The sequence below is a fragment of the Janibacter terrae NBRC 107853 genome (assembly GCF_001591405.1).
In the GTDB taxonomy this organism is placed as follows: Bacteria; Actinomycetota; Actinomycetes; order Actinomycetales; family Dermatophilaceae; genus Janibacter; species Janibacter terrae.
In genome coordinates this window covers 1-23,608 of the sequence record NZ_BCUV01000006.1, presented here as the reverse complement: position 1 = coordinate 23,608, position 23,608 = coordinate 1, and the positions used below count along the sequence as shown (strand labels likewise).

Here is a 23,608-nt window from a genome sequence, read left to right as displayed (position 1 = left end):
TCGGGGCATGGCCGACGGCGAAGGGGGGACGATGCCTCATGGCGGCCGCGTGCGGGTGGCCCCGCGGGCCCCGATGAGGCAGGCCACCAGCTCCTCGCGCCGGACGTCGCGCACGAGACCTCACCGGGCTCGGTGACGTCGGGCGTCGGGATCAGCCACGGGGGCCGCCTCCGGTGAGGACGAAGCGCAGGTGCTGGCCGGGCTGCGCCTGGGCGGCCAGACCGATGTCCTCACTGAGGACGACGCCGATGACGGGGTAGCCCCCGGTGACCGGGTGGTCGGCGAGGAAGAGCGTCGGTTGCCCCGTCGGGGGGACCTGCAGCGCGCCGGGCACCATCCCCTCGCTCTTGAGCTCCTCGGTGCGCGCGCGCTCGAGGACCGGCCCGGCGAGCCTCATGCCCACCCGGTTGCTCTCGGCCGTCACCTCGTAGGTGCCGCCGGTGAGCACGTCGAGGGCGCCGGCGACGAACCAGTCGGTCCGGGGTCCCGGAGCCACCCTGAGCCGGACCAGGCCGGTGCTCGGGTACCGCACCGGGGCCAGGTCCACCAGGAGCGGCGTGGTCGGTGCCGGGCCGACCGGCAGCAGGTCGCCGGGGGCGGGCACGGCTGGGCCGAGCACGGCCATCGTGTCGGTGGACCGCGAGCGGAGCACCGGCCCGACCGCGATGCCGCCGCGCACGCCGAGATAGCTGCGTAGGCCCGCCGTCGCCGGTGCCAGACGAACGGAGGACCCGTCCGGGACCCAGGTCACGCCCGCGTGGCCCACCGGCCGCCCGTCGACGGTCATGGGAGTCGTGGCGCCGGTGACGGTCACCCACATCCCTCCGCGCGCCCGCAGCTCCAAGCCCCCGAAGGTCACCTCGAGTGCGGCCGTCCCCTCGGGGTTGCCGAGGAGCCGGTTGGCCAGACGCAGGGACAGCCTGTCGGCGGCCCCGGAGCGACCGACCCCGAGGCTGGCCAGTCCCTCACGACCGAGGTCCTGCACGGTCGTCTGTGGTCCCGTCGTCACGACCTCGAGGGCGCGCGGCCGGCTCACGACCGGACCTCGACGTACCGCACGACGGTGCCGGGCACGAGCAGCGCCGGCGGTTCCCGGTGGATGTCCCACACCTTGAGGGAGGTGCGGCCGATGAGCTGCCAGCCGCCGGGCGACTCGCGGGGGTAGACGCTGGAGAACTCGCCGGCGAGCGCGACGGAGCCCGGCGGGACCCTGGTGCGGGGGTTGTCGCGCCGGGGTACCTGCAGCCGCGGGTCCCCGCCGACCATGTAGCCGAAACCGGGCGCGAAGCCGCAGAAGGCCACCGTCCAGGGGGTCCCGGTGTGGGCCTCGATGACGCCGCGCTCGTCCAGGCCGGTGAGCCGCGCCACCTCGGCGAGGTCCTCCCCGTCGTACCTGACGGGGATCTCGACCTCACCGGTCATGACCAGCTCGTGGGCCCCCACCGTGGTCGTCGAGATCTCACGCGAGAGCCGCTCGACGTCCGTGCGCGAGCGGTCGATCGTGATGAGCAGGGTCGTCGCCGCCGGGACCATGTCGACGACGCCGTCCGGCGGGTCCTCGTCGAGACGGGCGTAGAGGGCCAGCACCTCGTTCATGCCGGCCATCTCGACGAGGACGCCGGCGTCCGCGCAGGGCATGATCCTCACGTCGCCTTCCCGACGAAGGGGGTGAGCTCCACACCGGCCGCCTCCAGGCCCGCCCGGACCTGTCGGGCGATCTCCACGGCCCCCGGGCTGTCCCCGTGCACGCACAGCGAGCCGGCCGGCGCGGCGACGACCGTCCCGTCCACGGCGACGACCTCGCCCTTCGTCGCGATGCGCACGCAGCGCCTGGCGATCTCGGCAGGGTCGTGGAGGACGGCTCCGGGCTCACGGCGGGACACGAGGGTGCCCTCGGGCGTGTATGCACGATCGGCGAAGGCCTCACCCACGGTCGTCAGGCCGGCCTCCTGCGCGAGACGCAACCAGACCGACCCGGGCAGACCCATGACCGGCAGCGTCCGGTCGTAGGCGAGCACGGCCTCGACGACCGCGGCCGCCTGTGCCTCGTGGTGGACGATCGCGTTGTACAGGGCGCCGTGCGGCTTGACGTACTTCACGCGCGTCCCGGCGACGCGGGCGAATCCCTCGAGCGCCCCGATCTGGTAGATCACGTCGTCCGTGAGCTCGGCCGGCGCGACGTCGACGAAACGGCGACCGAACCCCGGGAGGTCCCGGTACCCGACCTGGGCCCCGACGGCGACACCCCGGACTGCGGCCTGCTCGCAGCTGTGCCGCAGCACCGACGGGTCTCCTGCGTGGAAGCCGCAGGCGACGTTGGCGCTCGTCACCACCTCGAGCATCGCGTCGTCATCACCGAGGGTCCATCTGCCGAAGCTCTCGCCGAGGTCGGCATTGAGGTCGATCTGCATCACTGCTCCTGTCGTCGGGGTTGGTGGAGAGGTCTACGTCCAGAGGTCGACGCTGCCGCTGGCACCCGCACCCACCATCGCGGTGGCGCCGAGCCCGGTCCCGCCGATGACCCGCCAGTCGTTCCGAGGAGAGCGCGCCTGCCCGGGTTACCCCATTGTGCGCCTGGCGATCACGGTAGTGATTGTTCAACAATCCCGCAATCTCCATTCGATAGGGTCGGTCCACTGGACACGAAGGGTGGTCGCCGTGGGGCGGGACTGGATCGCGGCGCTCGAGGGCGACCGAGCGACGATGGGGCGGACGAGCGCGAGCGAGAAGGTCGCGGACGCGCTGCGCACCCGCATCATCGAGGGCGACCTGCGGCCGGGGACGCGCCTGTCGGAGGAGCGCATCGGCGCAGCGCTCGGCGTCTCCCGCAACACCCTGCGCGAGGCCTTCCACCTCCTCGGGCACGAGCGTCTCGTCGTCCACGAGTTCAACCGCGGGGTCTTCGTGCGCGCCCTCGGCGCGGACGACGTCCGCGACCTCTACCGCTTCCGGCGCATCCTCGAGACCGCTGGGGTGCGACAGTGCGCGATCGAGTCGCCGGACCTGCGGGGACTGCGGTCCGCGGTGGACGAAGGGAGGGCCGCCGCGGGTGCCGAGGACTGGCTGGCCCTCGGCTCGGCCAACATGCACTTCCACCTGGGGCTGGCCGCCCTGGCCGGCAGCCGACGGGTCGACGAGGCGATGCGTCAGGTCCTCGCGGAGATGCGCCTGGTCTTCGCGAGGATGGCCGACCCGCGGACCTTCCACGAGCCGTACCTGGCCGGCAACGCCGAGCTGGTGTCGCTCCTGGCCGCCGGCGACCACGTGGGCGCCGAGGACGCACTGCTCGCCTACCTCGATCGAGCCGAGGCCCAGCTGCTCGACGCGATGAGCGCACCTGTCGTTTGACCACCTGCCTCGGGGGTAGTCCCGCTCCGACCACCCCCGACAGCAGGAGCGTGCCATGAGCGAGTCCGATCTGAGCGTCCGCGCCGCCCGGATGGCCACCGGCCCCGACGGCGGATTCCCGGCGCAGCAGCAGTCCCTCCCGGGCTCGACCGAGCGCATGGACCCGTTACCCGACCACGGCGAGGACACGTGGGTGGGGTCCGGTCGCCTCGAGGGCCTGCGTGCCCTGATCACCGGCGGTGACTCCGGCATCGGTCGGGCCGTCGCCATCGCCTTCGCCCGCGAGGGCGCCGACGTGGCCATCGGGTACCTGCCCGAGGAGCAGCAGGACGCGGAGACGACGGCCGGCTGGGTCCGCGACGCTGGTCGCACGGCCGTGCTGTGCCCGGGCGACCTGAGCGAACGCACCACGTGCACCGACGTCCTCGACGCCGCCGTCCAGGGTCTCGGCGGTCTCGACGTCCTCGTCAACAACGCCGGCGTGCAGATGGCCCGTGACGAGGGCCTGGAGGACATGAGTGACGAACGCATCGAGCGGGTGCTGCGCACCAACCTGCACGCGCTCTTCTGGCTGACCCGTGCGGCCCTGCCGCACCTCGGCAGCGGCTCCAGCATCATCAACGTCAGCTCGATCCAGGCCTACCAACCTTCGACCTCGCTGCTGGACTACGCGTCGACCAAGGCCGCCATCAACAACTTCACCGTGAACCTCGCCGCCGAGCTCGGCCCGCGCGGGGTGCGGGTCAACGCCGTGGCACCCGGGCCGATCTGGACACCCCTGCAGCCGGCCACCCAGCACGAGGACAAGATCGAGGCCTTCGGCGCCGACACCCCCCTCGGCAGGGCCGGCCAGCCGGGGGAGTGCGCGGGGGCCTTCGTCTTCCTCGCCTCACCTCGCGAGGCGAGCTACGTCTCGGGCACGGTGCTCGGCGTGACGGGCGGCAAGCCCGTCTTCTGACACCGGGTCAGGCGGCGGTCGCACCCGCCCGCTGGGCCCGTCGGCTGCGCATGGCCAGCAGCGCCCCCCCGACGAGCGCGGAGACGAGCGAGCCGAGGAGGACGCCGATCTTGACGTGCTCGTCGGCGACGCTGGCGGCGCCGTAGGAGAGCTCACCCACGAGGAGCGAGACGGTGAACCCCACACCGGCGACGAAGCCCATGCCGATGATGTCCGGCCAGCGGAGCGACTCGTCGAGCTGGAAGGCCGGCAGCCGGCTGAGGACGTAGGTCGTCGTCGTGATGCCGATCGGCTTGCCGATGAACAGGCCGGCGATGATCCCGAGGGTGATCGGGTCCTGCAGGGCGGCGCGGAACCCGTCGAGGCCCCCCACGGTCACGCCGGCGGAGAAGAAGGCGAAGACCGGCACGGCGATGAGCGTGGTGAAGACGCCCCACTGGTCCGCCAGGTGTGCGGCGATCCCGTCGTAGACCGGTGTCCCGTCCTCGTCGGTCGACGCCAGGACGCGCGCCCGCTCGCTGGCGACGACCGGCACGGTGAACCCCAGGAGGACCCCTGCCACCGTCGCGTGGATCCCGGAGGCATGGACGAGCGCCCAGGTGAGCACGCCGAGGGGGACGAGCAGCCACCAGCTGATGACGCCCCGCTGGACGAGGACGGCGAAGAGCGCGAGCGGGACGAGCGCGAGCAGCAGCCACTGCAGCTGCAGGCCCTCGGTGTAGACGATCGCGATGATCGTGATGGCGATGAAGTCGTCGACGATCGCCAGCGTCAGCAGGAAGACCCGCAGTGCAGGTGGCAGGAAGCGTCCGACGACGGCGAGCACGGCGACGGCGAAGGCGATGTCGGTGGCCGTCGGGATGGCCCAGCCGCGCAGCGCGCCCTCGGAGTCCGAGGCGAGCGCGATCGCCGTGAAGATCAGCGCGGGGACGGCGACGCCGCCGAATGCGGCGGCGATGGGCAGCGCCGCCTGGCGCGGGTTGCGCAGCTTGCCGGCGACGAACTCCTCCTTGAGCTCCAGGCCGACGACGAAGAAGAAGATCGCGAGGAGCCCGTCGGCGGCCCACTCGCCGACGGTGAGGTCGAGGTGGACCGCGTGCGGGCCGAGGGTGAAGTCGCGTACGGAGGTGTAGAGGTCCGCGAGGCCGGAGTTGGCGAGCACGAGCGCGACGACGGTGGCACCGAGCAGGAGCGCACCGCCGACGGCGTCGCTTTGTGCCGTCGCGTGGACACCGCGCCAGATCTCGTGGGGAGCCAGCCGGCTGGGGGTCTGGGAGGACTGGGACATGCGTGACGACCTTGTCTGGGGAGGAGAGGGGCTGCCCGGGAGGCGCCGCCGTCGGCGGGACCTCAGCCGGTGGGTGGCGGGCAGCCGGCGATCTCCCCGTGGGCATTGGTGCCCCAGGTGCTGATCCAGCCGTTGGTCCCCGGGTGACGCACGGTGCGCATGTGCATGCGCATGCGTGCGGCCTCCGCCAGCAGGCGGGGGTGCGCAGCGGTGCGCGTCGTGGGACCGGTCACCCGACGAGTGTAGGGACATGGCGAAGGGGGGTGAGCACGGTGTCCGCGCTCGCCCCCCCTTCGTCCGTGCTCGCCCGATCAGCGGCCGACCGCGTCCATCGCCGCGACCTCGTCGGCGATCGCGTCCGAGCCGTAGTCCTCGGGCCCGGACTGCGGGATGTCGGTGCCGTGCAGCGACGCCCCCGCGGTCTCCTTGAGGAAGAGGAGGGCGACCATGCCGATGACGCAGGCGATCATCATGTAGAGGGCCGGGAACTCGAGGAAGCCGGTCCTGCCGACCACCGCCTCGTTGACCGGTGCCGCCGTGCCACCGAAGGCCGCCGTGAAGACGTTGTACGTCACCGCGAACCCGGCAAACCGTACGTGGGCCGGGAACATCGCCGGGAAGGTCGCCGAGATCGTCGACAGCTGCGGGATGTAGAGCAGCCCGAGCACGGCGAAGCCGATCAGCGCGCCGACGAAGCTGCGGCCCATGAGCCAGTACATCGGGAGCGCGAAGACGAAGAGGCCGATCATCGAGAACCACCACATCCTGCGGCGTCCGATGATGTCGGAGTAGTGCCCGCAGAAGGGCAGCAGGGCCATCATGAACAGCTCGCCGACGAGTATGACGATGAGCGACTTGTTGGCGTCCAGGCCGATCTTCGTCTCGAGGTACGTCGGCATGTACGTCAGCAGGGTGTAGTTGACGACGTTGAGCGGGATGACCAGGCCGGCCATCGTGAGCATGGGCTTCCAGTACTCGACCATGAGGGCGCGCAGACCGTGCGTGGCGGACGGCTCGCTCTGACCCGACTCCTCGAGGTCGGCGAAGACAGGCGTCTCGTCGAGCTGGGAACGCAGGTAGAGGCCGATGGCGCCGAGCGGGCCGGCGACGAAGAACGGGATGCGCCAGCCCCAGTCCTCCATGGCCGCCTCGCCGAGGACGACCTGCAGGACGAGCACGACGGCCGTACCGAGGGCGAAGCCGCCCAACGTGCCGAACTCGAGGAAGCTGCCGTACAGACCGCGACGCTTGTCGGGCGCGTACTCGGCCATGAAGGTCGCGGCGCCGCCGTACTCCCCGCCGGTGGAAAAGCCCTGGACGAGGCGCAGGACGACCAGGAGCGCGGGCGCCCAGAGGCCGATGGACTCGTACGTCGGCAGCAAGCCGATGCAGAAAGTCGCCGCCGACATCAGGATGATCGTGAGCGCGAGGACGCCCTTGCGCCCGAGCCGGTCACCGAGCGGGCCCCAGAAGAAGCCGCCGAAGGGTCGGGCGACGAAGGACACCGCCAGGGTCGCGAGGGTCAGCAGCGTCGCGTGCTCACCGGGGAAGAAGTGGCTGCCGATGTACGTCGCGACGACCGCGTACGCGCCGTAGTCGTACCACTCGGTCGCGTTGCCCATGGCCGACGCGGCGACGGCCTGCTTGATCGTCCGGCGTGGCGGCAGGTCCTCGAAGGCCGGGCCGTCAGCGCCTGCTGCGGGCCCGCCCGCAGTGGTGTGCGTGCTCATGGATCTCCTTGGGGTTGATCGTCTGCCGCGTCCGGACGCGGCTTTGCACGTCAGGCGACGTTACGTAGATCCACAGGCACTCGCCATCCGAAACGCGCGTGCCCGCGTTTTGGGACTCTTGTCTCATTCCTCGGATCGGGGCGGTCGACCACCGACGACGAGGGGGAGGAGCACCAGGGACCCCAGGACGAGCAGCACCATGGCGCCGCCGACGACGAGGGCTGCCTCGCGCCCGACCACCACGTCGAAGACGAAGGTCGCGATGCCGGTGACGAGGAGCGAGACGAGCGCCAGGACGAACCTGGCGATCGTGTGCCCGGCCGCGACGAGCCGATCCTTGCGCTGCCACCGGAAGACGCGGCGGTGGACGGCGATCGGGGCGACGAGGAGCGTCGTGGTGACGGTCGCGAGCAGGACGAGCCCGAGGTAGAGGTTGCGCTGGAAGGAGTCGAGGTCGGCGAAGGCCGACTGGAAGGGCAGCGTGAGCAGGAAGCCTCCGAGCACCTGGACCCCGGTCTGCAGGACGCGGAACTCCTGCAGCAGGTCGTTCCAGTTGCGGTCGGCTCGCTCGGACGCCGTCTCGTCCCTGTCGGTGGGCTCGTCGTGCTCGCTCATCCGGCCATCCTGCCCGCTGCGGACGGTGCATGGGGGGCGTGCACGCGGGTAGGGCGGCGGGGACAGTCACCCCGACGACAGGAGCAGACCATGGCGTCCAACGACGACCGGACCACTCGCCGCATCGCGGTGCTCGTGGCCATGGAGGGCATCGAGCAGGTCGAGCTGACCAGCCCGTGGAAGGCACTGGAGGAGGCGGGCTGGGAGCCCGTGCTCGTCGCCCCGGAGCAGGGCGAGGTCCAGGCCTTCGAGCACCTCGACAAGGCCGACAGCTTCCCGGTGGACCGCACCGTCGCCGATGTCTCCGCCACGGACTTCGCGGGGCTCGTCCTCCCCGGCGGGGTGGCCAACCCGGATGCGCTGCGTCTGGATGCCGGAGCGGTCGGCCTGGTACGCGACTTCGTGCAGGGCGGCCGCCCCGTTGCGGCGATCTGCCACGCCATCTGGCTGCTCGTGGAGGCGGACGTCGTGCGCGACCGCACGGTGACCTCGTGGCCGAGCCTGCAGACGGACGTGCGCAATGCCGGGGGCACGTGGGTGGACCAGGAGGTCGTCACGGACGGGATGCTCGTGACGAGTCGCAAGCCCGACGACCTGCCGGCCTTCAACACCGCCGTGCTCGACGTCCTGGGCGCCACCCCCTGACCGCTCACCGGGCCTCTTCGGCAACCAGGCTCGTGACCCGGCACAGGGCGTCCGCGGACAGCACCGGGAAGCGGTACTCGTCGCGCAGCGCGTCCAGGGTCAGCTCGTGCAGCTCAGGGCGGTGCGAGGCGATGGCGTCACGCACGAGCACGACCTCGAGGTCGACCGCGAAGGCGTGGGCCGCGGTGAGCAGCACGCACGAGTGCGTCGAGACGCCGATGACGACGAGCGCCTCGACACCGAGCCCGCGCAGGGTCTCCTCGAGGTCGGTGCCGACGAAGGCGTCGTCGCGGGTCTTGACGACCTGCGTGGCCGCCGAGAGGTCGAGCTCGCCGAGACACGCCGTGTGGTCGTCGCCCTCGAAGAGGTACCCCTGGTCGTCCTCGAGCATGGTGATCGTCCACGTCGACCGGTCTCGCTGGTGGACGGTGCGCACCGTGACCACCGGCAGCTGCTCGCGCTCGGCCCACCGAAGGACCTGGCGGCACCGGGCGACGAGCGTCTCCCGGCGCGCGGCGAGGGACGGGTCCTCGAAGAAGGCCTCCTGCAGGTCGATGGCGAGCACGGCCGTGCGCTGCAGGGGCGCGCGCCACGGTGCGCGGTCGCGTTGCGGCTCTAGGGTCGGGGTGTCCATGAGGGCCCATCTACCCCGTGGGGGGAGGAAACATGTCTCGCGGCCGATGCATGCAGCCGATGGCCGGGGGTAGGGCCCAGCCACCTGACGACGAGAGGAGCACGTCATGCCTGAGCGCAAGCCGGGACCGAGCGTCAAGGACGCCGAGCTCTACGAGGAGCTGCGCGACGACGGCGCCAGCAAGGAGAAGGCGGCGCGCATCGCCAACGCCGCTGCCAACACCTCCCGCTCCGAGGTCGGCCGGCGGGGTGGGGAGTCCGGCTCGTACGACGACTGGACCGTCGACGAGCTGCGGGAGCGCGCCAAGGAGCTGGAGATCGAGGGGCGGTCGTCGATGGACAAGGCCGAGCTGATCGACGCGTTGCGCAACCACTGACGTCGCGTACCCGCCCACGCACGACGAAGGGGGGCGGACCAGCTGGTCCGCCCCCCTTCGTCCTCGTGGTGCTCAGTCCTCGGTGAGGACCGGGTACACGCCGTTCTCGTCGTGCACCTCACGGCCGGTGACCGGCGGGTTGAACACGCACGCGCAGTGGATGTCCTCCTCGACGGTCACGGTGTGCTTGTCCGCGTCGTCGAGCATGTACATGACGCCCGGCTCGAGGACGAACTCCTCGCCGGTGTCGCGGTCGAGGAGCGTGCCCTTGCCCTGGTAGACGTAGACCGCCTCGACGTGGTTGGCGTACCAGAACTCCGAGGACGTCCCGGCCTTGAGGATGGTGATGTGGAAGCTGAAGCCGACCTTGTCCTTGGCGAGGACCATCCGGCGGCTCTGCCAGTTGCCGTGCTGGACGTCGTACTCGGTGCCGTCCAGGTCGTTGACGTTCAGGACCTTCATGTGGGTCTCCTTGTCGTGTCGGGTGCGGTGGAGCGAAGGGGGATCAGGCGCCGGCGCGTGCGGGTGCGCCGAGCACCTCGCGGACCGCGTCCTCGAGCTGGTCGAGACCGGCCGCCAGCTCCTCCTCGGTGATGGTGAGGGGCGGCATGATCTTCACGACCTCGCTGGACGGCCCGGAGGTCTCGACGAGCAGCTTCCTGGCGAAGGCCGCCTTCGCGATCTTCTCGGCCGCCTCCTTGTCCGCGAAGGCGACGCCGGCGAGGAGGCCTCGGCCGCGGACCTCGCTGCCCTCGGCGAGACCGGCGAAGAGCTCGAGGCGCTCGTGGAGCTGGGCGGCCCGGGCCGCGACGTCCTGCTGCAGGGCGTCGTCGGACCAGTAGGTGCGCAGCGCCGTGGTCGCGGTGACGAAGGCCGGGTTGTGGCCGCGGAAGGTGCCGTTGTGCTCGCCCGGCTCCCAGTCGTCCACCTCGGGCTTCATCAGGGTCAGCGCCATCGGCAGGCCGTAGCCGGAGATCGACTTGCTGATCGTGATGATGTCGGGGTCGAGGCCGAAGGGCTCGAAGGAGAAGAAGGTCCCGGTGCGGCCGCAGCCGGCCTGGACGTCGTCGACGATCAGGAGCACGCCGTGCTCGCGGCACAGCTCCTGCAGCTCCTTCAGCCACTCGCCGCGCGCGGCGTTGAGGCCGCCCTCGCCCTGGACGGTCTCGACGATGACCGCGGCAGGCAGGTTGTGGCCGGAGCCGCTGTCGGCCCAGATGCGCTTCAGCCAGGCGAAGTCCGAGGTCTCGCCGACGATGTAGTCGTCGTACGGGGCGGACGTGGCGTGGTAGAGCGGCGTCCCTGCCCCGGCCCGCTTGAAGGCGTTGCCGGTGACGGCGAGCGCGCCGAGCGTCATGCCGTGGAAGGCGTTGGTGAAGGAGACGATCTCCTCGCGGCCGGTCACCTTGCGCGCGGTCTTGAGCGCGGTCTCGACCGCGTTGGTCCCGGTCGGCCCGGGGAACTGGATCTTGTGCGTCATGCCGCGCGGCTGGAGGATCAGCTCGGTGAAGGTCTCGAGGAACTCGCGCTTGGCCTTGGTGTGCATGTCCATCGAGTGGGTGACGCCGTCGCGCGAGATGTACTCGACGAGCGCCTCCTTGAGCACGTCGTTGTTGTGCCCGTAGTTGAGCGCACCGGCGCCGGAGAAGAAGTCGGTGTAGCGCTCGCCGTCCTCGGTCGTCTGGTACACGCCCTTCGCGGTGTCGAAGACGACGGGCCAGTTGCGGCAGTAGCTGCGCACCTCGGACTCGCGCTCGGTGAAGATGTCGGTGGCGGGGTTGCTCATGGGGTGGTCCTTCCGTGGAGGGATCTGCAGGGGTGGTCTCTCGTGGCGGCCGGGTCAGAACGGTCCGATGCGGTGCAGCACCTCCGGCTCGTGCCCCTCGTCGGGGAACTGCTCGAAGAGCGCCAGCTCCTCGTGGTGGGCGTCGCGTGTCCGGGCGAACCGGGCGAAGAGCGCCCGGGAGGCGGCGTTGTCCTCGGTGATCGTCGTCTCGAGCATCGTCACGCCGGGCACGGACCGCGCCAGGTGGTCGAGCATGCGGCCGGCGAGGCCGTGGCCGCGCTGGTCGGCGTCGACGGCCACCTGCCAGACCATGAGGGTCTCAGGTGCCTGTGGCCGCAGGTATCCGCTGACGAACCCCACGACCCGGCCCTCGCGCTCGGCGACGACGCTCGTCGCGGCGAAGTCACGCGCCCACAGCAGGTAGGCGTACGAGGAGTTGAGGTCGAGGGTCTGCGAGTCCCTGGCCACGCGCCACATGTCGCCGCCGTCGGCGACGTCGGGGTGACGGAGTGTGAACGGGGACTGCTGGCTCTGGGCGGGCATCTCTGGGTCGGCGATCACCTGTTTCAACCTAACGTGACCAGCGTGGAGATCAAATCGCCGTCCACGCCGGGTGGCGGATTCCGTTGTGGCGCAAGGGGATTCATCCCAAAGTGAGACATCCCACTAGACGGACCGGGCGATCCTGGTCACCGCCTCGGTGAGGATCTGCGGCGACGTGGCGAAGTTCAACCGTGCGTACCCCGCACCCGCCCCGAAGGGGGGTCCGGGGGAGAGGGCGACCCGCGCGACCTCACGCAGGTGATGGGCCGGGTCGTCGCCCAGACCGAGCTCGCGCAGGTCCAGCCACGCGAGGTAGGTCGCCTCCACGGCCTGCCAGCGCACCCTCGGCAGGTGCTCGGCCAGCAGCCCCGCGAGCAGCGTGCGGTTGGCGTCGAGGTCGAGCACGAGGTCCGCCAGCCAGTCCCGAGCACCGACCAGGGCCGCGGTGTGGAGGCGCACGCCCAGGTGGCTCGTCGTGTACTCCAGACCCGGCGGCAGCGCGCGCATCGCCGCCGCTGCCTCCGACCCGCCCATGAGGACCGCCGACTTCGCCCCGGCGAGGTTCCATCCCTTCGCGGGGGAGAAGACCGCGAGCCCGGACTGGCCCTCCGGCAGGGAGAGCAGAGGGGTGAAGTCCGCGCCGGGCAGCACGAGCGGGGCGTGGATCTCGTCGCTGACAATCCGCACGCCGTGGCGGGCGGCAGCCCTCGCGACGTCGGCGAGCTCCTCGCGCGTCGGGACCGTACCGGTCGGGTTGTGGGGGTTGGACAGCAGCAGCGCGCCGCGGCCGCCCTCGACGAACGCGGCCTCGAGAGCGGCTGCGTCGAGGCGCCCGCGGGTCCGAGCGGGACCGGCACGAGCCGGCGGCCGACCTCGTGCGCGGCCGCGTGGAAGGGAGGGTAGACGGGCACGGTGATGTACACCGGGTCGTCCGGCCCGGTGAGCACGGCGAGCCCGGCGCGGACCCCCGACATGACGTCGGCCACGGGGCGGGCGCGGGATGGCTCGACCTGCGCACCCCACTCGGCGTACAGGGCCACCACGGCCTCGACGTACGGCTGCGTCACCGGGTACCCGAGGTCCCCGTCGCGGGCGATCCGGTGCAGCTCGTCGACCACGGCGGGTGCCGGCACGACGTCCATCTCGGCGATCCACAGCGGCAGCACGTCGGGGTCGTGGAGCCGCCACTTGATGCTCGTGCGCCGCCGCAGGGCGGCTTCGTCCAGGGTGAGGACACGTCGTTGCATGCCTCCACTCTGGCAGGACGCCCAGCGCCTACGCTGGAGATCCACCCCCTCGGCAGGAAGGAGCAGGCCCGTGCGTCCCGACGACGACGAGCACCCCCGGCGCGACCGGCCGGCGAGCCTGCGCGAGGAGGACCTCGGCGAGGACGAGGCGGACTACGCCGACGCCAAGGGCGTGGCCCACCCGCGACGACGGCCCGACGCGTCGATGACCCTGCTCACCTCGATGCTCGAGCGACCGCTCGACCCCGGTTATGCCGCGGCCGCGGAGAAGCGCCTGGCCGCCGGCCAGCCCGCCTCCAGCGGCACCCGGCGCCCGCTCCTCATCGTCTGGCTGCTCATCATCGGCCTCGTCATCGGCGTGAGCACCGCCGAGCTGCGCGGCCGCGACGGCGCACGCAACGAGGCCCGCCGGGACCTCATCACGCAGATCGAGGCGCGCCAGCAGACCGTCGACGAGCGCGACACGCAGGTGCGCTCCCTGCAGCGCGAGATCGACGCCGTCACCGCGCGGCTCGACCCTGAGCTGGTGGGTACACGAGCGGCGGAGCTGGACTCCCTTCGCGTCAGCAGCGGCCTCGCGGCCGTCACCGGGCCCGGTCTGCGGATCACGCTCGACGACGCCGCCGGCACGCGCACGTCCGCCGACGGCGATCCCCGCACGGGCGCCTCCTCGGAGGGGCGTGTGCAGTCCAAGGACATGCAGATCCTCGCCAACGGCCTGTGGGACGCCGGCGCCGAGGCGATCAGCATCAACGGGCAGCGACTCACCTCGCGCACCGCCATCCGCTTCGCCGGCGAGGCGATCCTCGTCAACTTCCGCCCGCTCACCCGGCCGTACACGATCGAGGCGATCGGCGACCCGGCCGCCATGCAGACCCGCTTCGCCGAGGGGACCGCCGGGTCCTACCTCACGGGGCTGCGGAGCAACTACGGCATCGAGACCTCGTTGACGACGCAGGACGAGCTGACGCTCCCCAGCGCCGTCAACGTCAGCACCCGAGAGGCGCAGGTCGTCCCCCCGGGGGCCGCCCTGCCGCGGGTCACCCCGTTGGACAAGGAGAACTCATGATCCCCGCCCTGGGGCTCGTCGTCGGGGTCATCCTCGGCCTCGTGCTGCAACCGGACGTCCCGATCTGGTTGCAGCCCTACCTGCCGATCGCGGTCATCGCCGCCCTCGACGCCGTCTTCGGCGCCGTGCGCGCGACGCTCGACGGGATCTTCGACGACAAGGTCTTCGTCGTCAGCTTCCTGTCGAACGTCGTCGTCGCGGCCTTCATCGTCTTCCTCGGTGACCAGCTCGGCGTCGGCTCGCAGCTGTCGACCGGTGTCGTCGTCGTCCTCGGCGTGCGGATCTTCTCCAACGTGGCCTCGATCCGCCGCCACCTCTTCAAGGCATGAGCGCGCAGGGCGGCGGTCCGGAGCCGCGGGAGAGCCCGGAGGAGACGAGCGCCTGGCGGCGTGTGTACCTCATGGCGCGGCCCCGGGCGACCCGCGCGAACGGGTTCGCCCTGCTGCTCGCCTGCCTCCTCGGCTTCGCCATCGCGACCCAGGTGCGCCAGACGCAGTCCCAGGGGCTGGAGGACCTGCGCCAGGACGAGCTCGTGCGCATCCTCGACGACGTGACGCAGAACGGCACCCGCCTCGACGACGAGATCGCGGAGCTGGAGACCACCCGCGACGGCCTGGCCAACAGCGAGGACAACTCGCCCGAGGCGATCGCCGCCGCGCAGGAACGGGCGGACACCCTCGGGATCCTCGCCGGCACCCAGCGGGCCACCGGCCCGGGCATCCGGCTGACGATCGACGACGCCGACGGCCAGGTCGACGCGGCCGCGCTGCTCGACGCGGTGCAGGAGCTGCGTGACGCCGGCGCCGAGGCGATGCAGGTCGGCGACGTGCGCGTCGTCGCGAGCACCTGGTTCCGCGACGGCGAGCGCGGAGTCGAGGCGGACGGCCAGCAGCTGGAGCAGCCGTACGAGTTCATCGTCATCGGCGACCCCCAGACGATGAGCTCCGCGATGGAGATCCCGGGCGGCGTGTCGGAGTCCGTGCGCAGCAAGGGGGGCGAGGTGACGATCAAGGAGTACGCGTCGATCAACGTGGACGCGTTGCACACCGATTCACCCCCTCGTTACGCTCAGCCCGTCCCGGAGCCGACAGACGGCTCGAAGTGATCCGGGCTCGATGAGGAGAGAGATGAGCGACGCGACCTACCCCGAGGACCTGAGGTACACCACCGACCACGAGTGGGTGCGTGAGATGGACGGCGGCTCGGTGCGCGTGGGCATCACCCACTACGCCCAGGAGGCCCTCGGCGATGTCGTCTACGTCAGCCTCCCGACCGTCGGTGACACGATCGACTCCGGCGACTCGTGCGGGGAGGTCGAGTCGACCAAGTCGGTCAGCGACCTGTACGCGCCCCTCGCCGGCAACGTCACGGCGGTCAACGAGGCCCTCGACGCCACGCCGGAGCTGGTGAACTCCGACCCCTATGGTGAGGGCTGGATGTACGAGCTCGAGCTCGCCGAGGGCACCGACCTCTCCGGGCTGCTGGACGCCGCGGCGTACCAGTCGGAGATCGGCTGACGCACCGCCCAAGGACAGACCGTGACCGGCCCGATGTGGGGCCGGTCACGTAGGCTTGACACGGACACGACAGGAGGGAGCGTCGGATGAACGGCGACGACCAGGAGCGCCCCGGGCGGCAGGACCCCGCCACCCAGCAGTTCACGGGGATCGGGGCCAATGTCCCCGGGGACATCTCGGAATCCGACTACCACCTGACGCGGGACGAGCAGGCGACCGTCGATGCCCTGCACCCGGGCACCGCGCTGCTCATCGTGCTCCGTGGACCCAACACCGGCGCCCGCTTCCTGCTCGACGACGCCGAGGTCACGACCGGCCGCGGCCCGGAGAGCGACATCTTCCTCGACGACGTCACCGTCTCGCGCAAGCACGCCGTCTTCTCCCGGGAGGAGCACGGCTTCGGGGTGCGCGACGTGGGCTCGCTCAACGGCACCTACGTCAACAAGGAGCGCATCGACCAGACGGCGCTGCGGACCGGCGACGAGGTGCAGATCGGCAAGTTCCGCCTCGTGTACTACGCCAGCTCCGCGGCCTGACGGGCCGCGCGAGTCGCCGTGCCTGACGACCGCATCGGGATCGGAGCCCTCATCGCCCGGCTCGAGGGCGAGTTCCCCGAGGTGACGATCAGCAAGGTGAGATTCCTCGAGAGCGAGGGTCTGATCACCCCCGCCCGCACCGCATCCGGGTACCGCCGGTACGCGCCCTCTGACGTGGAGCGGCTGCGGTTCGTCCTCGCGGCCCAGCGCGACCGCTTCTGGCCGCTCAAGGTCATCCGTGAGCGGTTGGACGCGCTCGACCGGGGCCTCGAGGTCGACGGCGACGGTGCAGCGGTCGCCCCCACGCGACCCGAGGCGGAGGAGGGGCGACTGGCGGCGCGGGGGCGGACCCCCCTTCGCCTCACCGCGATCGAGCTGCAGCAGGCCGCGGACATCGACACCACGACCTTCCGCGAGCTCGTGTCGTACGGGCTGCTGCCCAAGGCCCGCGAGCACTTCGACGCCGACGACCTCGAGGTGGCGAGGGCCTGCGGCTCACTGGTCGACGCGGGGATCGACGTGCGCCACCTGCGCCCCTTCAAGAGCGCCGCCGAGCGCGAGGTCGGGCTGGCCGAGCACGTCCTCGGGCAGCGGTCGCTGCGCGGGCGGGCCGAGGCCGCGGAGGGACTCGACGACGACGCCGTGCAGCGGCAGGTCCTCGAGGACTGCCTGGGGCTGCACGAGGCCCTGCTCCGGCGGGCTCTGGGCGCCACCTCCTGACCGGGGCCCGGCCGGCGGGATACGGTAGGAGGGTGAAGCCGCTCGACGTCCTCGGGGTCCGGGTGGAGATGCCCACCTCCCAGCCGATCGTGCTCCTGCGGGAGCGTGATGGTGGCCGGCACGTGCCGATCTGGATCGGTGCCGCCGAGGCCACCGCGATCGCCTACGCGCAGGAGGGGGTCCAGCCGCCCCGGCCGCTGACCCACGACCTCCTCGTCGACGTGCTCGAGGCGCTCGGCCGCACCCTGACGACCGTGCGGATCGACGCCGTGCTCGAGGGCGTCTTCCACGCCACGCTCGTCCTCGACGACAGCACCGAGATCTCAGCGCGCACCTCCGACGGCATCGCCCTGGCCCTGCGCACCGACGCCGAGATCCTCGCCACGGACGAGGTGCTCGACGAGGTCGGGATCGAGTCCTCGGACGAGGAGGAGGACGAGGTCGCCAAGTTCAAGGAGTTCCTCGACGAGGTCTCCCCGGAGGACTTCGAGGCCCCCGACGAGGGCCCCTCCGCGACCTGATCGTTACCGACACGCGTCGGGCCACCCCGCGCGGGGTGTTTGACGACCCCCTCGGACCGCCGTAGCGTCGAAGACATCACCGGAGCACACCGGTGTCATTCCCATCCGCTCGGGATGGGGCGACAGCGAAGCAGGAGGGCGCAGTGGACGCCACCAACGACGAGGGCCCGGTGACCGGCCGCGCCCAGGGCGTGCTCTTCGACGACGACCTGCCCGAGCTGTCCGAGGACATCGGGTACCGGGGCCCGGCCGCGTGCAGCGCCGCCGGCATCACCTACCGCCAGCTCGACTACTGGGCCCGCACCGGTCTCGTCGAGCCCTCGCTCCGGGGTGCTGCCGGCTCCGGCAGCCAGCGGCTCTACGGCTTCCGCGACATCCTCGTCCTCAAGGTCGTCAAGCGCCTGCTCGACACCGGAGTCTCCCTGCAGCAGATCCGCGTGGCCATCGCCCACCTGCGGGAGCGCGGTGTCGAGGACCTGGCCCAGATCACCCTGATGAGCGACGGAGCCAGCGTCTACGAGTGCACCTCCGCCGACGAGGTCATCGACCTCGTCCAGGGCGGTCAGGGCGTCTTCGGCATCGCCGTGGGCCGGGTCTGGCGCGAGGTCGAGGGTTCTCTGCTCGAGATCCCGAGCGAGCGCCTCGGAGGCGACACCGAGGGCGGTTCGCCCACCGAGCTGCCGGGCGACGAGCTGTCGGCCCGACGCCGCGCCAAGCTGGCCTGAGTCCCTGCCGGGTCGCCCGGCGCTGATAACCTGTGGCCGCTGCTCACCCCATGGGGGAGAGTCCTCGCGCACCGCGCGAGGCGCCGAAGGGGCAAACTCCCCGGAACCTCTCAGGCGCCAGGACCTCGTGGATCAGGCACCTCTGGAGCGCTCCCGCGTGACAGAAGGGGAGGCTGGCTTTGTGTCCACCCACGCCCAAGGGAGCCTCATGAGCGCCTCGTCCCCCCTGTCCGAGTTCGTCGGTCGTCACGTCGGTCCCCGCGAGGACGACGTCGAGCAGATGCTGGCCGCGATCGGCCAGCCCAGCCTCGAGGCCCTCTGCGACGCCGCCGTCCCGGGCGCGATCCGGCAGACCGACGCGCTGCAGATCCCGGCCTCGCCGAGCGAGCTCGCCACCATCGAGGAGCTGCGCGCCCTCGCCTCCCGCAACACCGTGCTGACGTCGATGATCGGCTTGGGCTACTACGGGACCATCACCCCGTCGGTCATCCAGCGCAATGTCCTGGAGAACCCGGCCTGGTACACGGCGTACACGCCCTACCAGCCCGAGATCAGCCAGGGCCGCCTCGAGGCACTGCTCAACTTCCAGACGATGGTCGCCGACCTCACCGGCCTGCAGACCTCCGGCTCCTCGCTCCTCGACGAGGGCACGGCGGCCGCGGAGGCGATGACCGTCATGCGGCGCTCGAGCAAGGTGGCCAAGGACGCCGTCCTCGTCCTCGACACCAACACCTTCCCCCAGACCCAGGCCGTGATCCGCACCCGTGCCGTGCCGCTCGGGCTCGACGTCGTCGTGGCCGACCTCTCCGGCGTGGGCTCCGCGGCCGAGCTGCGGGCCGCTGCCGGCGACCGCGAGGTCTTCGGCGTCCTCGTGCAGTACCCGGGCGCCGACGGCATCATCACCGACTGGCGGGCGCTGACGGAGGCGGCCCACGAGGTCGGGGCCCTGGTGACCGCTGCCGCGGACCTGCTCGCACTCACGCTGCTCACCTCGCCGGGGGAGTGGGGCGCGGACGTCGCCGTCGGCACGACCCAGCGCTTCGGTGTCCCGATGGCCTTCGGTGGCCCCCATGCGGGCTACATGGCCGTGCGCGAGGGCCTCGAGCGCACCCTGCCCGGGCGCCTCGTCGGTGTCTCGGTCGACGCCGCCGGTCGTCCCGCCTACCGCCTCGCTCTGCAGACGCGCGAGCAGCACATCCGCCGTGACAAGGCGACGAGCAACATCTGCACGGCGCAGGTGCTGCTCGCGGTCATGGCATCGATGTACGCCGTCTACCACGGTCCTGACGGGCTCCGGGCGATCGCCGAGCGCGTGCACGGCACCGCGGTGAGCCTGGCCGACAAGCTGCGTGCGGCCGGCCTCGAGGTCGCCGACGGACCGTGGTTCGACACGCTGCGGGTCACCGTGGCCGGTGGCGCGGACGCCGCCGTCGCCGCGGCACTCGAGGCGGGCGTCAACATCTGGAAGCACGACGAGCAGACCGTCCTGCTGTCCGTCGACGAGACGACGGACCCGGGCGAGGTGGCCGCGGTGGAGCGGGCCCTCGGCGCGACCACCGACTCCGTGGACCCGCTCGAGGTCGACGGCTCCCACGCCCCCCGGGTCACCCCCGACTGGCCCAGCCAGCTGCTGCGCACGAGCGAGTACCTCACCCACCCGGTGTTCCACGCGCACCGCAGCGAGACGGCGATGCTGCGCTACCTGCGTCGCCTGTCCGACCGGGACTTCGCCCTCGACCGCGGCATGATCCCGCTCGGTTCGTGCACGATGAAGCTCAACGCGACGACCGAGATGGTCTCGATCACGTGGCCGGAGTTCGCCGGGCTGCACCCCTTCGCTCCCGACGACCAGACGGTCGGGATCCGTGAGCTCATCGCTCAGCTGAGCGGCTGGCTGAGCGAGGTGACGGGCTACCACTCGGTCTCCCTCCAGCCCAATGCCGGCTCCCAGGGCGAGCTCGCTGGCCTCCTCGCCATCCGGGCGCACCACGCGGCCAACGGGCAGGACCAGCGCACCATCTGCCTCATCCCGGCAAGTGCGCACGGCACCAACGCCGCGTCGGCGGTGATGGCGGGCATGAAGGTCGTCGTCGTCAAGACGGCCGACGGCGGCGACGTCGACATGGACGACCTGCGGGCCAAGATCGACAAGCACCGGGACGAGCTCGCGGCCATCATGGTCACCTACCCGAGCACGCATGGCGTCTTCGAGGACACCATCAGCGAGCTCTGCGCCCTCGTCCACGACGCGGGCGGCCAGGTCTACGTCGACGGTGCCAACCTCAACGCGCTCGTCGGGCTCGCCCAGCCCGGCAAGTTCGGTGCCGACGTCAGCCACCTCAACCTGCACAAGACCTTCTGCATCCCCCACGGCGGCGGCGGTCCGGGCGTGGGTCCGGTGGGGGTGCGCGAGCACCTCGCGCCGTACCTGCCCAACCACCCGCTCGCACCCGCTGCGGGCCCCGGGACGGGCGTGGGTCCGATCAGCGCCGCGCCGTACGGGTCCGCGGGCATCCTGCCGATCTCGTGGGCGTACGTGCGCCTCATGGGCGGCGCGGGTCTCTCCCGCGCGACGCAGGTGGCCGTGCTCAACGCCAACTACATCGCCCACCGCCTCGGCGACGCCTACCCGGTCCTCTACACCGGTCCGGGCGGCGTCGTCGCGCACGAGTGCATCCTCGACCTGCGCGGCCTCACCAAGGAGTCCGGCGTGAGCGTCGACGACGTCGCCAAGCGCCTCATCGACTACGGCTTCCACGCGCCGACGATGAGCTTCCCCGTGGCGGGCACCCTCATGGTCGAGCCGACGGAGTCGGAGGACAAGGGCGAGATCGACCGGTTCTGCGACGCGATGATCGCCATCCGCGGCGAGATCGATGCCGTCGCGGCCTCGGGGGACGTCGAGTCCTCCGTGCTGCGCCACGCACCGCACACCGCCGCCGAGATCGCGGGGGAGTGGACGCACGGGTACGACCGCGCGACCGCGGTCTTCCCCGTCGGTGTCGACGCTGCCGACAAGTACTGGCCGCCGGTGGCCCGCATCGACGGCGCCTACGGCGACCGCAACCTCGTCTGCTCGTGCCCCCCGCCGGAGTCCTTCGAGCAGGACTGACCGGCAGGTCCTGCGGGTCGAGGTATGAGCGTCCGGCTATCCGGTCGTTCACACCTCGACCCGGTCGTCAGGCGACGCACACCTCGACCCGGTCGTCAGGCGACGTCGGCGGCAGGCACGCCCTCGACGCTGATGCTCGAGCCGTGAGCGGTCTTGTCGACCCGTACCCGGGTGGCGATGCGGGAGCGCATCTCACCGACGTGGCTCACGACGCCGACGGCACGACCACCGTCGCGGAGTCGGTCGAGGACGTCGAGGACCTGCTCGAGCGAGTCCTGGTCGAGGCTGCCGAAGCCTTCGTCGACGAAGAGCGTGCCGAACTCCTGCCCGCCCGACTCCTCGCGGATCGCGTCGGCCAGACCGAGGGCGAGGGCGAGCGAGGTCGTGAAGGACTCCCCGCCCGAGAGGGTGCTCGTGGGGCGTTCACGGCCGGTCCACAGGTCCCGGACGAGCAGACCGAGCCCTCCGCGGCGCTGGCCGCGGGCCGAGGCGTCGTCGTGGACGAGCTCGTACCGGCCATCGGCCATGACGGCCAGGCGCTCGTTGGCCAGCTCGGCGATGCGCTCGAGGCGGGCCGCGAGCACGTAGGTCGACAGGCGCATCCGCTTGTCGTTGTCGCTGCTCGTGCCGGTCACGAGGTCGGCCATGCGGCGCACGAGGGCCGCCTCCTCGATGGAGGGGCCGAGCGCGGCGCACTCGTCGCGGATGACCTGGGCCAGCCGGTCGAAGCGACGCGTGGTCGCCTCCCACGTCGCCTGGCGGCGTGCGGCCGCGTCGGCCACCTGGCGGGCGGTACGGGAGGCGACCTCCAGGGACTCCAGGTCGGGCTCGTCGTCGGCGAGTGCGGCGACGACGTCCTCGTCCTCGAGCACCCCGCGCTCCGTGGCCAACCGCTGCTCGTGCTCCGCGACACGATGCTCCAGGATCGCCAGCTCGTCGCGGGGGAGGGCAGCGGCGAGCGCCGCGTCGATGTCGTCGAACGCCTGCTCCGTGAGCGCGGCCGCGAGCAGCTCGGCCGCCTCGGCCAGGGCGTCCTGGCGGAGCGCGTGGGCCCGGCTCACGTCGGCGAGCCGGTGGACCGACCCCACCACGTCCGCGTGGTGCCTCACCCGGACCCCGATCTCGCGCTCGGTCGTCGGGTCGTCCGTCGCCGGGTCCTCGGCTTCCGGCTCGACGAGGGCACAGGGGCAGCCGTCGGCGTCCGCGGTGAGCAGCTCGCGGATCCGCTCGGAGCCCGCGGCGAGCTGCTCGGCGATGCCGTCCCGGCGGGAGACCAGCGAGCCCCGGGCCTGCTCCGCCGCCGCGACGGCGTGCTCGGCGGCCTTGACCGCGGTCTCGCTCCTGCCAGCGGCGTCATCGACCTCCTCGGCGAGGGCGATGACGCCGTGGAGGGCATCGCGCTCGACGGTCAGCGCGGCCAGGAGGTCGGCCAGATCGGTGGCGGCCGGGGTTGACTCGCCGGCCTCCTCTGCGTCGGCGGCGACCGCGTCGGCCAGCTCGACGACCTCTGCCTGCACGATCTCCACCCGGGTCGCGAGCTCGGCCCGGTCGGACTGCACCCTCTCGAGGCGGGCCCGGGACCGCTCGGCCACCTGCTGGGCCACCTCGATCTCCTCGGGCGTGACGAGGCGGGCGGACCGGGCCGGGCGCGGGTGCTCCAGGGATCCGCAGACGGCGCACTCCTCACCCGCCCGGAGTCGTCCGGCCAGCTCGCCGGCCATGTTGTCCAACCGTGCGGTGACGAGGGCCTGCACCTCGTCGCGACGGTCCTGGGCGATCTCGCGCTCGTCCTGGGCCAGGTCGGTCGCGTCCCTGAGCTCGCGGGTCAGGACCGACTCGCGCGCGAGCGCCTGCTGAAGGCGCTGGAGGTGCTGCAGGCGGGGGGCGACCCGGGCCAGCGTGGTGCGGGCACGCTCGACACCCGTGGCGAGCGCCTCCACCCGGACGGCCTCGGCGCGAGCACGCGCGAGCTCCTCCGCACGCTGCTCGTCGAGCGCGACGTGGCGCTCCAGCCGGCGGTCGAGGCCGGCGGCCTCGTCGCGCAGGCGGGCGAGCGACTCGGCCTCGTGCACCGCCCGGTCGAGGCACGCGCCGTGGGCCTCGGCCGCATCACGGCAGTCCTGCGCGTCGAGCCCCCGCGCACCGGCGGGCACGGCTGCGGTGGCGGCCGCGACGTCCTGCGCGACGTCCTGCGCGGCGGCCTCCAGCGCGCGCCGGGCACGGGCGTGCGCCTCGACG

Annotated in this window: 26 protein-coding genes and 1 riboswitch; of the genes, 13 read left to right on the top strand and 13 right to left on the bottom strand. The window is 71.9% G+C overall.

Annotation, left to right across the window (positions count from 1 at the left end; genetic code table 11):
• Window positions 1-151 precede the first annotated feature (151 nt).
• The 3 genes from JT1_RS05405 to JT1_RS05395 are packed head-to-tail and all read right to left on the bottom strand — an operon-like array spanning window position 152 to window position 2,411.
• Window positions 152-1,036 carry a 5-oxoprolinase subunit C family protein gene (locus JT1_RS05405; RefSeq protein WP_068324365.1) on the bottom strand — a complete coding sequence of 295 codons (885 nt, stop codon included), beginning with the start codon at window positions 1,034-1,036 and terminating at the stop codon, window positions 152-154.
• Window positions 1,033-1,638 (bottom strand): 5-oxoprolinase subunit B family protein, encoded by a 606-nt coding sequence (locus JT1_RS05400; RefSeq protein ID WP_218005572.1) that lies wholly within the window; start codon window positions 1,636-1,638, stop codon window positions 1,033-1,035. The genes JT1_RS05405 and JT1_RS05400 overlap by 4 nt, the downstream gene beginning before the upstream one ends.
• Window positions 1,639-1,643: 5 nt before the next feature.
• Entirely contained in the window at window positions 1,644-2,411 is a 768-nt protein-coding gene (locus tag JT1_RS05395) for a LamB/YcsF family protein (protein WP_068324359.1), read from the bottom strand.
• Window positions 2,412-2,658: 247 nt separating this feature from the next.
• Here JT1_RS05395 and JT1_RS05390 point away from each other — a divergent pair, with 247 nt between their 5' ends.
• Both JT1_RS05390 and JT1_RS05385 read left to right on the top strand, forming a co-directional pair.
• Complete coding sequence (locus JT1_RS05390; protein ID WP_218005558.1) at window positions 2,659-3,348, top strand: GntR family transcriptional regulator; 690 nt, start codon at window positions 2,659-2,661, stop codon at window positions 3,346-3,348.
• Between the two features lie 55 nt (window positions 3,349-3,403).
• Window positions 3,404-4,306, top strand: a complete 903-nt coding sequence (locus JT1_RS05385; protein ID WP_068324356.1) for an SDR family oxidoreductase — start codon at window positions 3,404-3,406, stop codon at window positions 4,304-4,306.
• Between the two features lie 7 nt (window positions 4,307-4,313).
• Here the strand turns inward: JT1_RS05385 and nhaA are convergent, their stop codons facing one another.
• The 4 genes from nhaA to JT1_RS05370 form a co-directional block, all read right to left on the bottom strand.
• On the bottom strand, window positions 4,314-5,594 hold the full coding sequence (gene nhaA, locus JT1_RS05380; protein ID WP_068324353.1) for a Na+/H+ antiporter NhaA: 1,281 nt from the start codon (window positions 5,592-5,594) through the stop codon (window positions 4,314-4,316).
• Between the two features lie 62 nt (window positions 5,595-5,656).
• Window positions 5,657-5,827, bottom strand: a complete 171-nt coding sequence (locus JT1_RS18255; RefSeq protein WP_169701868.1) for a hypothetical protein — start codon at window positions 5,825-5,827, stop codon at window positions 5,657-5,659.
• Window positions 5,828-5,905: 78 nt separating this feature from the next.
• Entirely contained in the window at window positions 5,906-7,324 is a 1,419-nt protein-coding gene (locus JT1_RS05375; RefSeq protein ID WP_068324351.1) for an MFS transporter, read from the bottom strand.
• A 123-nt stretch (window positions 7,325-7,447) separates the two neighbouring features.
• Window positions 7,448-7,939 (bottom strand): DUF6328 family protein, encoded by a 492-nt coding sequence (locus JT1_RS05370; protein WP_068324349.1) that lies wholly within the window; start codon window positions 7,937-7,939, stop codon window positions 7,448-7,450.
• A gap of 90 nt (window positions 7,940-8,029) precedes the next feature.
• Here JT1_RS05370 and JT1_RS05365 point away from each other — a divergent pair, with 90 nt between their 5' ends.
• Window positions 8,030-8,584, top strand: coding sequence for a type 1 glutamine amidotransferase domain-containing protein (locus JT1_RS05365; protein WP_068324348.1), 555 nt, complete (start codon window positions 8,030-8,032; stop codon window positions 8,582-8,584).
• Between the two features lie 4 nt (window positions 8,585-8,588).
• On the opposite strand, the gene JT1_RS05360 is transcribed toward JT1_RS05365, so the two are convergent.
• Window positions 8,589-9,218: a cysteine hydrolase family protein gene (locus JT1_RS05360; RefSeq protein ID WP_068324345.1), complete on the bottom strand. Its 630-nt coding sequence runs from the start codon at window positions 9,216-9,218 to the stop codon at window positions 8,589-8,591.
• Between the two features lie 106 nt (window positions 9,219-9,324).
• Between JT1_RS05360 and JT1_RS05355 the strand changes: the two genes are divergently transcribed.
• The gene (locus JT1_RS05355; RefSeq protein ID WP_068324342.1) at window positions 9,325-9,594 is read left to right on the top strand and encodes a DUF7218 family protein; all 270 of its coding nucleotides are present in this window, start codon (window positions 9,325-9,327) and stop codon (window positions 9,592-9,594) included.
• A 72-nt stretch (window positions 9,595-9,666) separates the two neighbouring features.
• On the opposite strand, the gene JT1_RS05350 is transcribed toward JT1_RS05355, so the two are convergent.
• From JT1_RS05350 to JT1_RS05335, 4 genes are all read right to left on the bottom strand, one after another.
• Window positions 9,667-10,056, bottom strand: a complete 390-nt coding sequence (locus JT1_RS05350) for an ectoine synthase (protein ID WP_068324338.1) — start codon at window positions 10,054-10,056, stop codon at window positions 9,667-9,669.
• Between the two features lie 43 nt (window positions 10,057-10,099).
• Window positions 10,100-11,380, bottom strand: coding sequence for a diaminobutyrate--2-oxoglutarate transaminase (gene ectB / locus JT1_RS05345; protein WP_068324336.1), 1,281 nt, complete (start codon window positions 11,378-11,380; stop codon window positions 10,100-10,102).
• Window positions 11,381-11,434: 54 nt separating this feature from the next.
• Window positions 11,435-11,941 carry a diaminobutyrate acetyltransferase gene (gene ectA, locus JT1_RS05340; RefSeq protein WP_439645741.1) on the bottom strand — a complete coding sequence of 169 codons (507 nt, stop codon included), beginning with the start codon at window positions 11,939-11,941 and terminating at the stop codon, window positions 11,435-11,437.
• Between the two features lie 105 nt (window positions 11,942-12,046).
• Complete coding sequence (locus JT1_RS05335) at window positions 12,047-12,946, bottom strand: aminotransferase class I/II-fold pyridoxal phosphate-dependent enzyme (RefSeq protein WP_255218259.1); 900 nt, start codon at window positions 12,944-12,946, stop codon at window positions 12,047-12,049.
• 294 nt (window positions 12,947-13,240) lie between these two features.
• On the opposite strand from JT1_RS05335, the gene JT1_RS05330 reads away from it, so the two are divergent.
• The 9 genes from JT1_RS05330 (at window position 13,241) to gcvP (ending at window position 21,370) form a co-directional block, all read left to right on the top strand.
• On the top strand, window positions 13,241-14,239 hold the full coding sequence (locus JT1_RS05330; protein ID WP_068324333.1) for a DUF881 domain-containing protein: 999 nt from the start codon (window positions 13,241-13,243) through the stop codon (window positions 14,237-14,239).
• A complete protein-coding gene (locus tag JT1_RS05325; RefSeq protein ID WP_068324330.1) occupies window positions 14,236-14,568 on the top strand; it encodes a small basic family protein in 333 nt (110 codons plus the stop codon). Before JT1_RS05330 ends, JT1_RS05325 begins: the two co-directional genes overlap by 4 nt.
• A complete protein-coding gene (locus JT1_RS05320; RefSeq protein WP_068324327.1) occupies window positions 14,565-15,344 on the top strand; it encodes a DUF881 domain-containing protein in 780 nt (259 codons plus the stop codon). Before JT1_RS05325 ends, JT1_RS05320 begins: the two co-directional genes overlap by 4 nt.
• A gap of 22 nt (window positions 15,345-15,366) precedes the next feature.
• Window positions 15,367-15,756 carry a glycine cleavage system protein GcvH gene (gcvH, locus tag JT1_RS05315; protein ID WP_068324324.1) on the top strand — a complete coding sequence of 130 codons (390 nt, stop codon included), beginning with the start codon at window positions 15,367-15,369 and terminating at the stop codon, window positions 15,754-15,756.
• Between the two features lie 86 nt (window positions 15,757-15,842).
• A complete protein-coding gene (locus JT1_RS05310) occupies window positions 15,843-16,292 on the top strand; it encodes an FHA domain-containing protein (protein ID WP_068324321.1) in 450 nt (149 codons plus the stop codon).
• Between the two features lie 18 nt (window positions 16,293-16,310).
• Window positions 16,311-17,012: a transcriptional regulator FtsR gene (gene ftsR / locus JT1_RS05305; RefSeq protein ID WP_068324318.1), complete on the top strand. Its 702-nt coding sequence runs from the start codon at window positions 16,311-16,313 to the stop codon at window positions 17,010-17,012.
• A gap of 32 nt (window positions 17,013-17,044) precedes the next feature.
• A complete protein-coding gene (locus JT1_RS05300) occupies window positions 17,045-17,533 on the top strand; it encodes a bifunctional nuclease family protein (protein WP_082807490.1) in 489 nt (162 codons plus the stop codon).
• 143 nt (window positions 17,534-17,676) lie between these two features.
• Window positions 17,677-18,258, top strand: coding sequence for a MerR family transcriptional regulator (locus tag JT1_RS05295; protein WP_068324315.1), 582 nt, complete (start codon window positions 17,677-17,679; stop codon window positions 18,256-18,258).
• Window positions 18,259-18,301: 43 nt separating this feature from the next.
• A riboswitch (glycine riboswitch) is annotated at window positions 18,302-18,394 on the top strand.
• A 72-nt stretch (window positions 18,395-18,466) separates the two neighbouring features.
• Window positions 18,467-21,370 (top strand): aminomethyl-transferring glycine dehydrogenase, encoded by a 2,904-nt coding sequence (gene gcvP, locus JT1_RS05290; protein WP_068324312.1) that lies wholly within the window; start codon window positions 18,467-18,469, stop codon window positions 21,368-21,370.
• Window positions 21,371-21,465: 95 nt separating this feature from the next.
• On the opposite strand, the gene JT1_RS05285 is transcribed toward gcvP, so the two are convergent.
• Window positions 21,466-23,608: SbcC/MukB-like Walker B domain-containing protein (locus JT1_RS05285; protein WP_068324309.1), on the bottom strand; the 2,143-nt coding region annotated here is incomplete at its 5' end.

Excerpts from the sequence above, each read along its gene's own strand:
- JT1_RS05400 (WP_218005572.1), bottom strand. The coding sequence starts at position 1,638 with ATGCCCTGCGCGGACGCCGGCGTCCTCGTCGAGATGGCCGGCATGAAC.
- JT1_RS05395 (WP_068324359.1), bottom strand. The coding sequence starts at position 2,411 with ATGCAGATCGACCTCAATGCCGACCTCGGCGAGAGCTTCGGCAGATGG.
- JT1_RS05385 (WP_068324356.1), top strand. The coding sequence starts at position 3,404 with ATGAGCGAGTCCGATCTGAGCGTCCGCGCCGCCCGGATGGCCACCGGC.
- nhaA (WP_068324353.1), bottom strand. The coding sequence starts at position 5,594 with ATGTCCCAGTCCTCCCAGACCCCCAGCCGGCTGGCTCCCCACGAGATC.
- JT1_RS05375 (WP_068324351.1), bottom strand. The coding sequence starts at position 7,324 with ATGAGCACGCACACCACTGCGGGCGGGCCCGCAGCAGGCGCTGACGGC.
- JT1_RS05370 (WP_068324349.1), bottom strand. The coding sequence starts at position 7,939 with ATGAGCGAGCACGACGAGCCCACCGACAGGGACGAGACGGCGTCCGAG.
- JT1_RS05365 (WP_068324348.1), top strand. The coding sequence starts at position 8,030 with ATGGCGTCCAACGACGACCGGACCACTCGCCGCATCGCGGTGCTCGTG.
- JT1_RS05360 (WP_068324345.1), bottom strand. The coding sequence starts at position 9,218 with ATGGACACCCCGACCCTAGAGCCGCAACGCGACCGCGCACCGTGGCGC.
- JT1_RS05355 (WP_068324342.1), top strand. The coding sequence starts at position 9,325 with ATGCCTGAGCGCAAGCCGGGACCGAGCGTCAAGGACGCCGAGCTCTAC.
- JT1_RS05350 (WP_068324338.1), bottom strand. The coding sequence starts at position 10,056 with ATGAAGGTCCTGAACGTCAACGACCTGGACGGCACCGAGTACGACGTC.
- ectB (WP_068324336.1), bottom strand. The coding sequence starts at position 11,380 with ATGAGCAACCCCGCCACCGACATCTTCACCGAGCGCGAGTCCGAGGTG.
- JT1_RS05325 (WP_068324330.1), top strand. The coding sequence starts at position 14,236 with ATGATCCCCGCCCTGGGGCTCGTCGTCGGGGTCATCCTCGGCCTCGTG.
- JT1_RS05320 (WP_068324327.1), top strand. The coding sequence starts at position 14,565 with ATGAGCGCGCAGGGCGGCGGTCCGGAGCCGCGGGAGAGCCCGGAGGAG.
- gcvH (WP_068324324.1), top strand. The coding sequence starts at position 15,367 with ATGAGCGACGCGACCTACCCCGAGGACCTGAGGTACACCACCGACCAC.
- JT1_RS05310 (WP_068324321.1), top strand. The coding sequence starts at position 15,843 with ATGAACGGCGACGACCAGGAGCGCCCCGGGCGGCAGGACCCCGCCACC.
- gcvP (WP_068324312.1), top strand. The coding sequence starts at position 18,467 with ATGAGCGCCTCGTCCCCCCTGTCCGAGTTCGTCGGTCGTCACGTCGGT.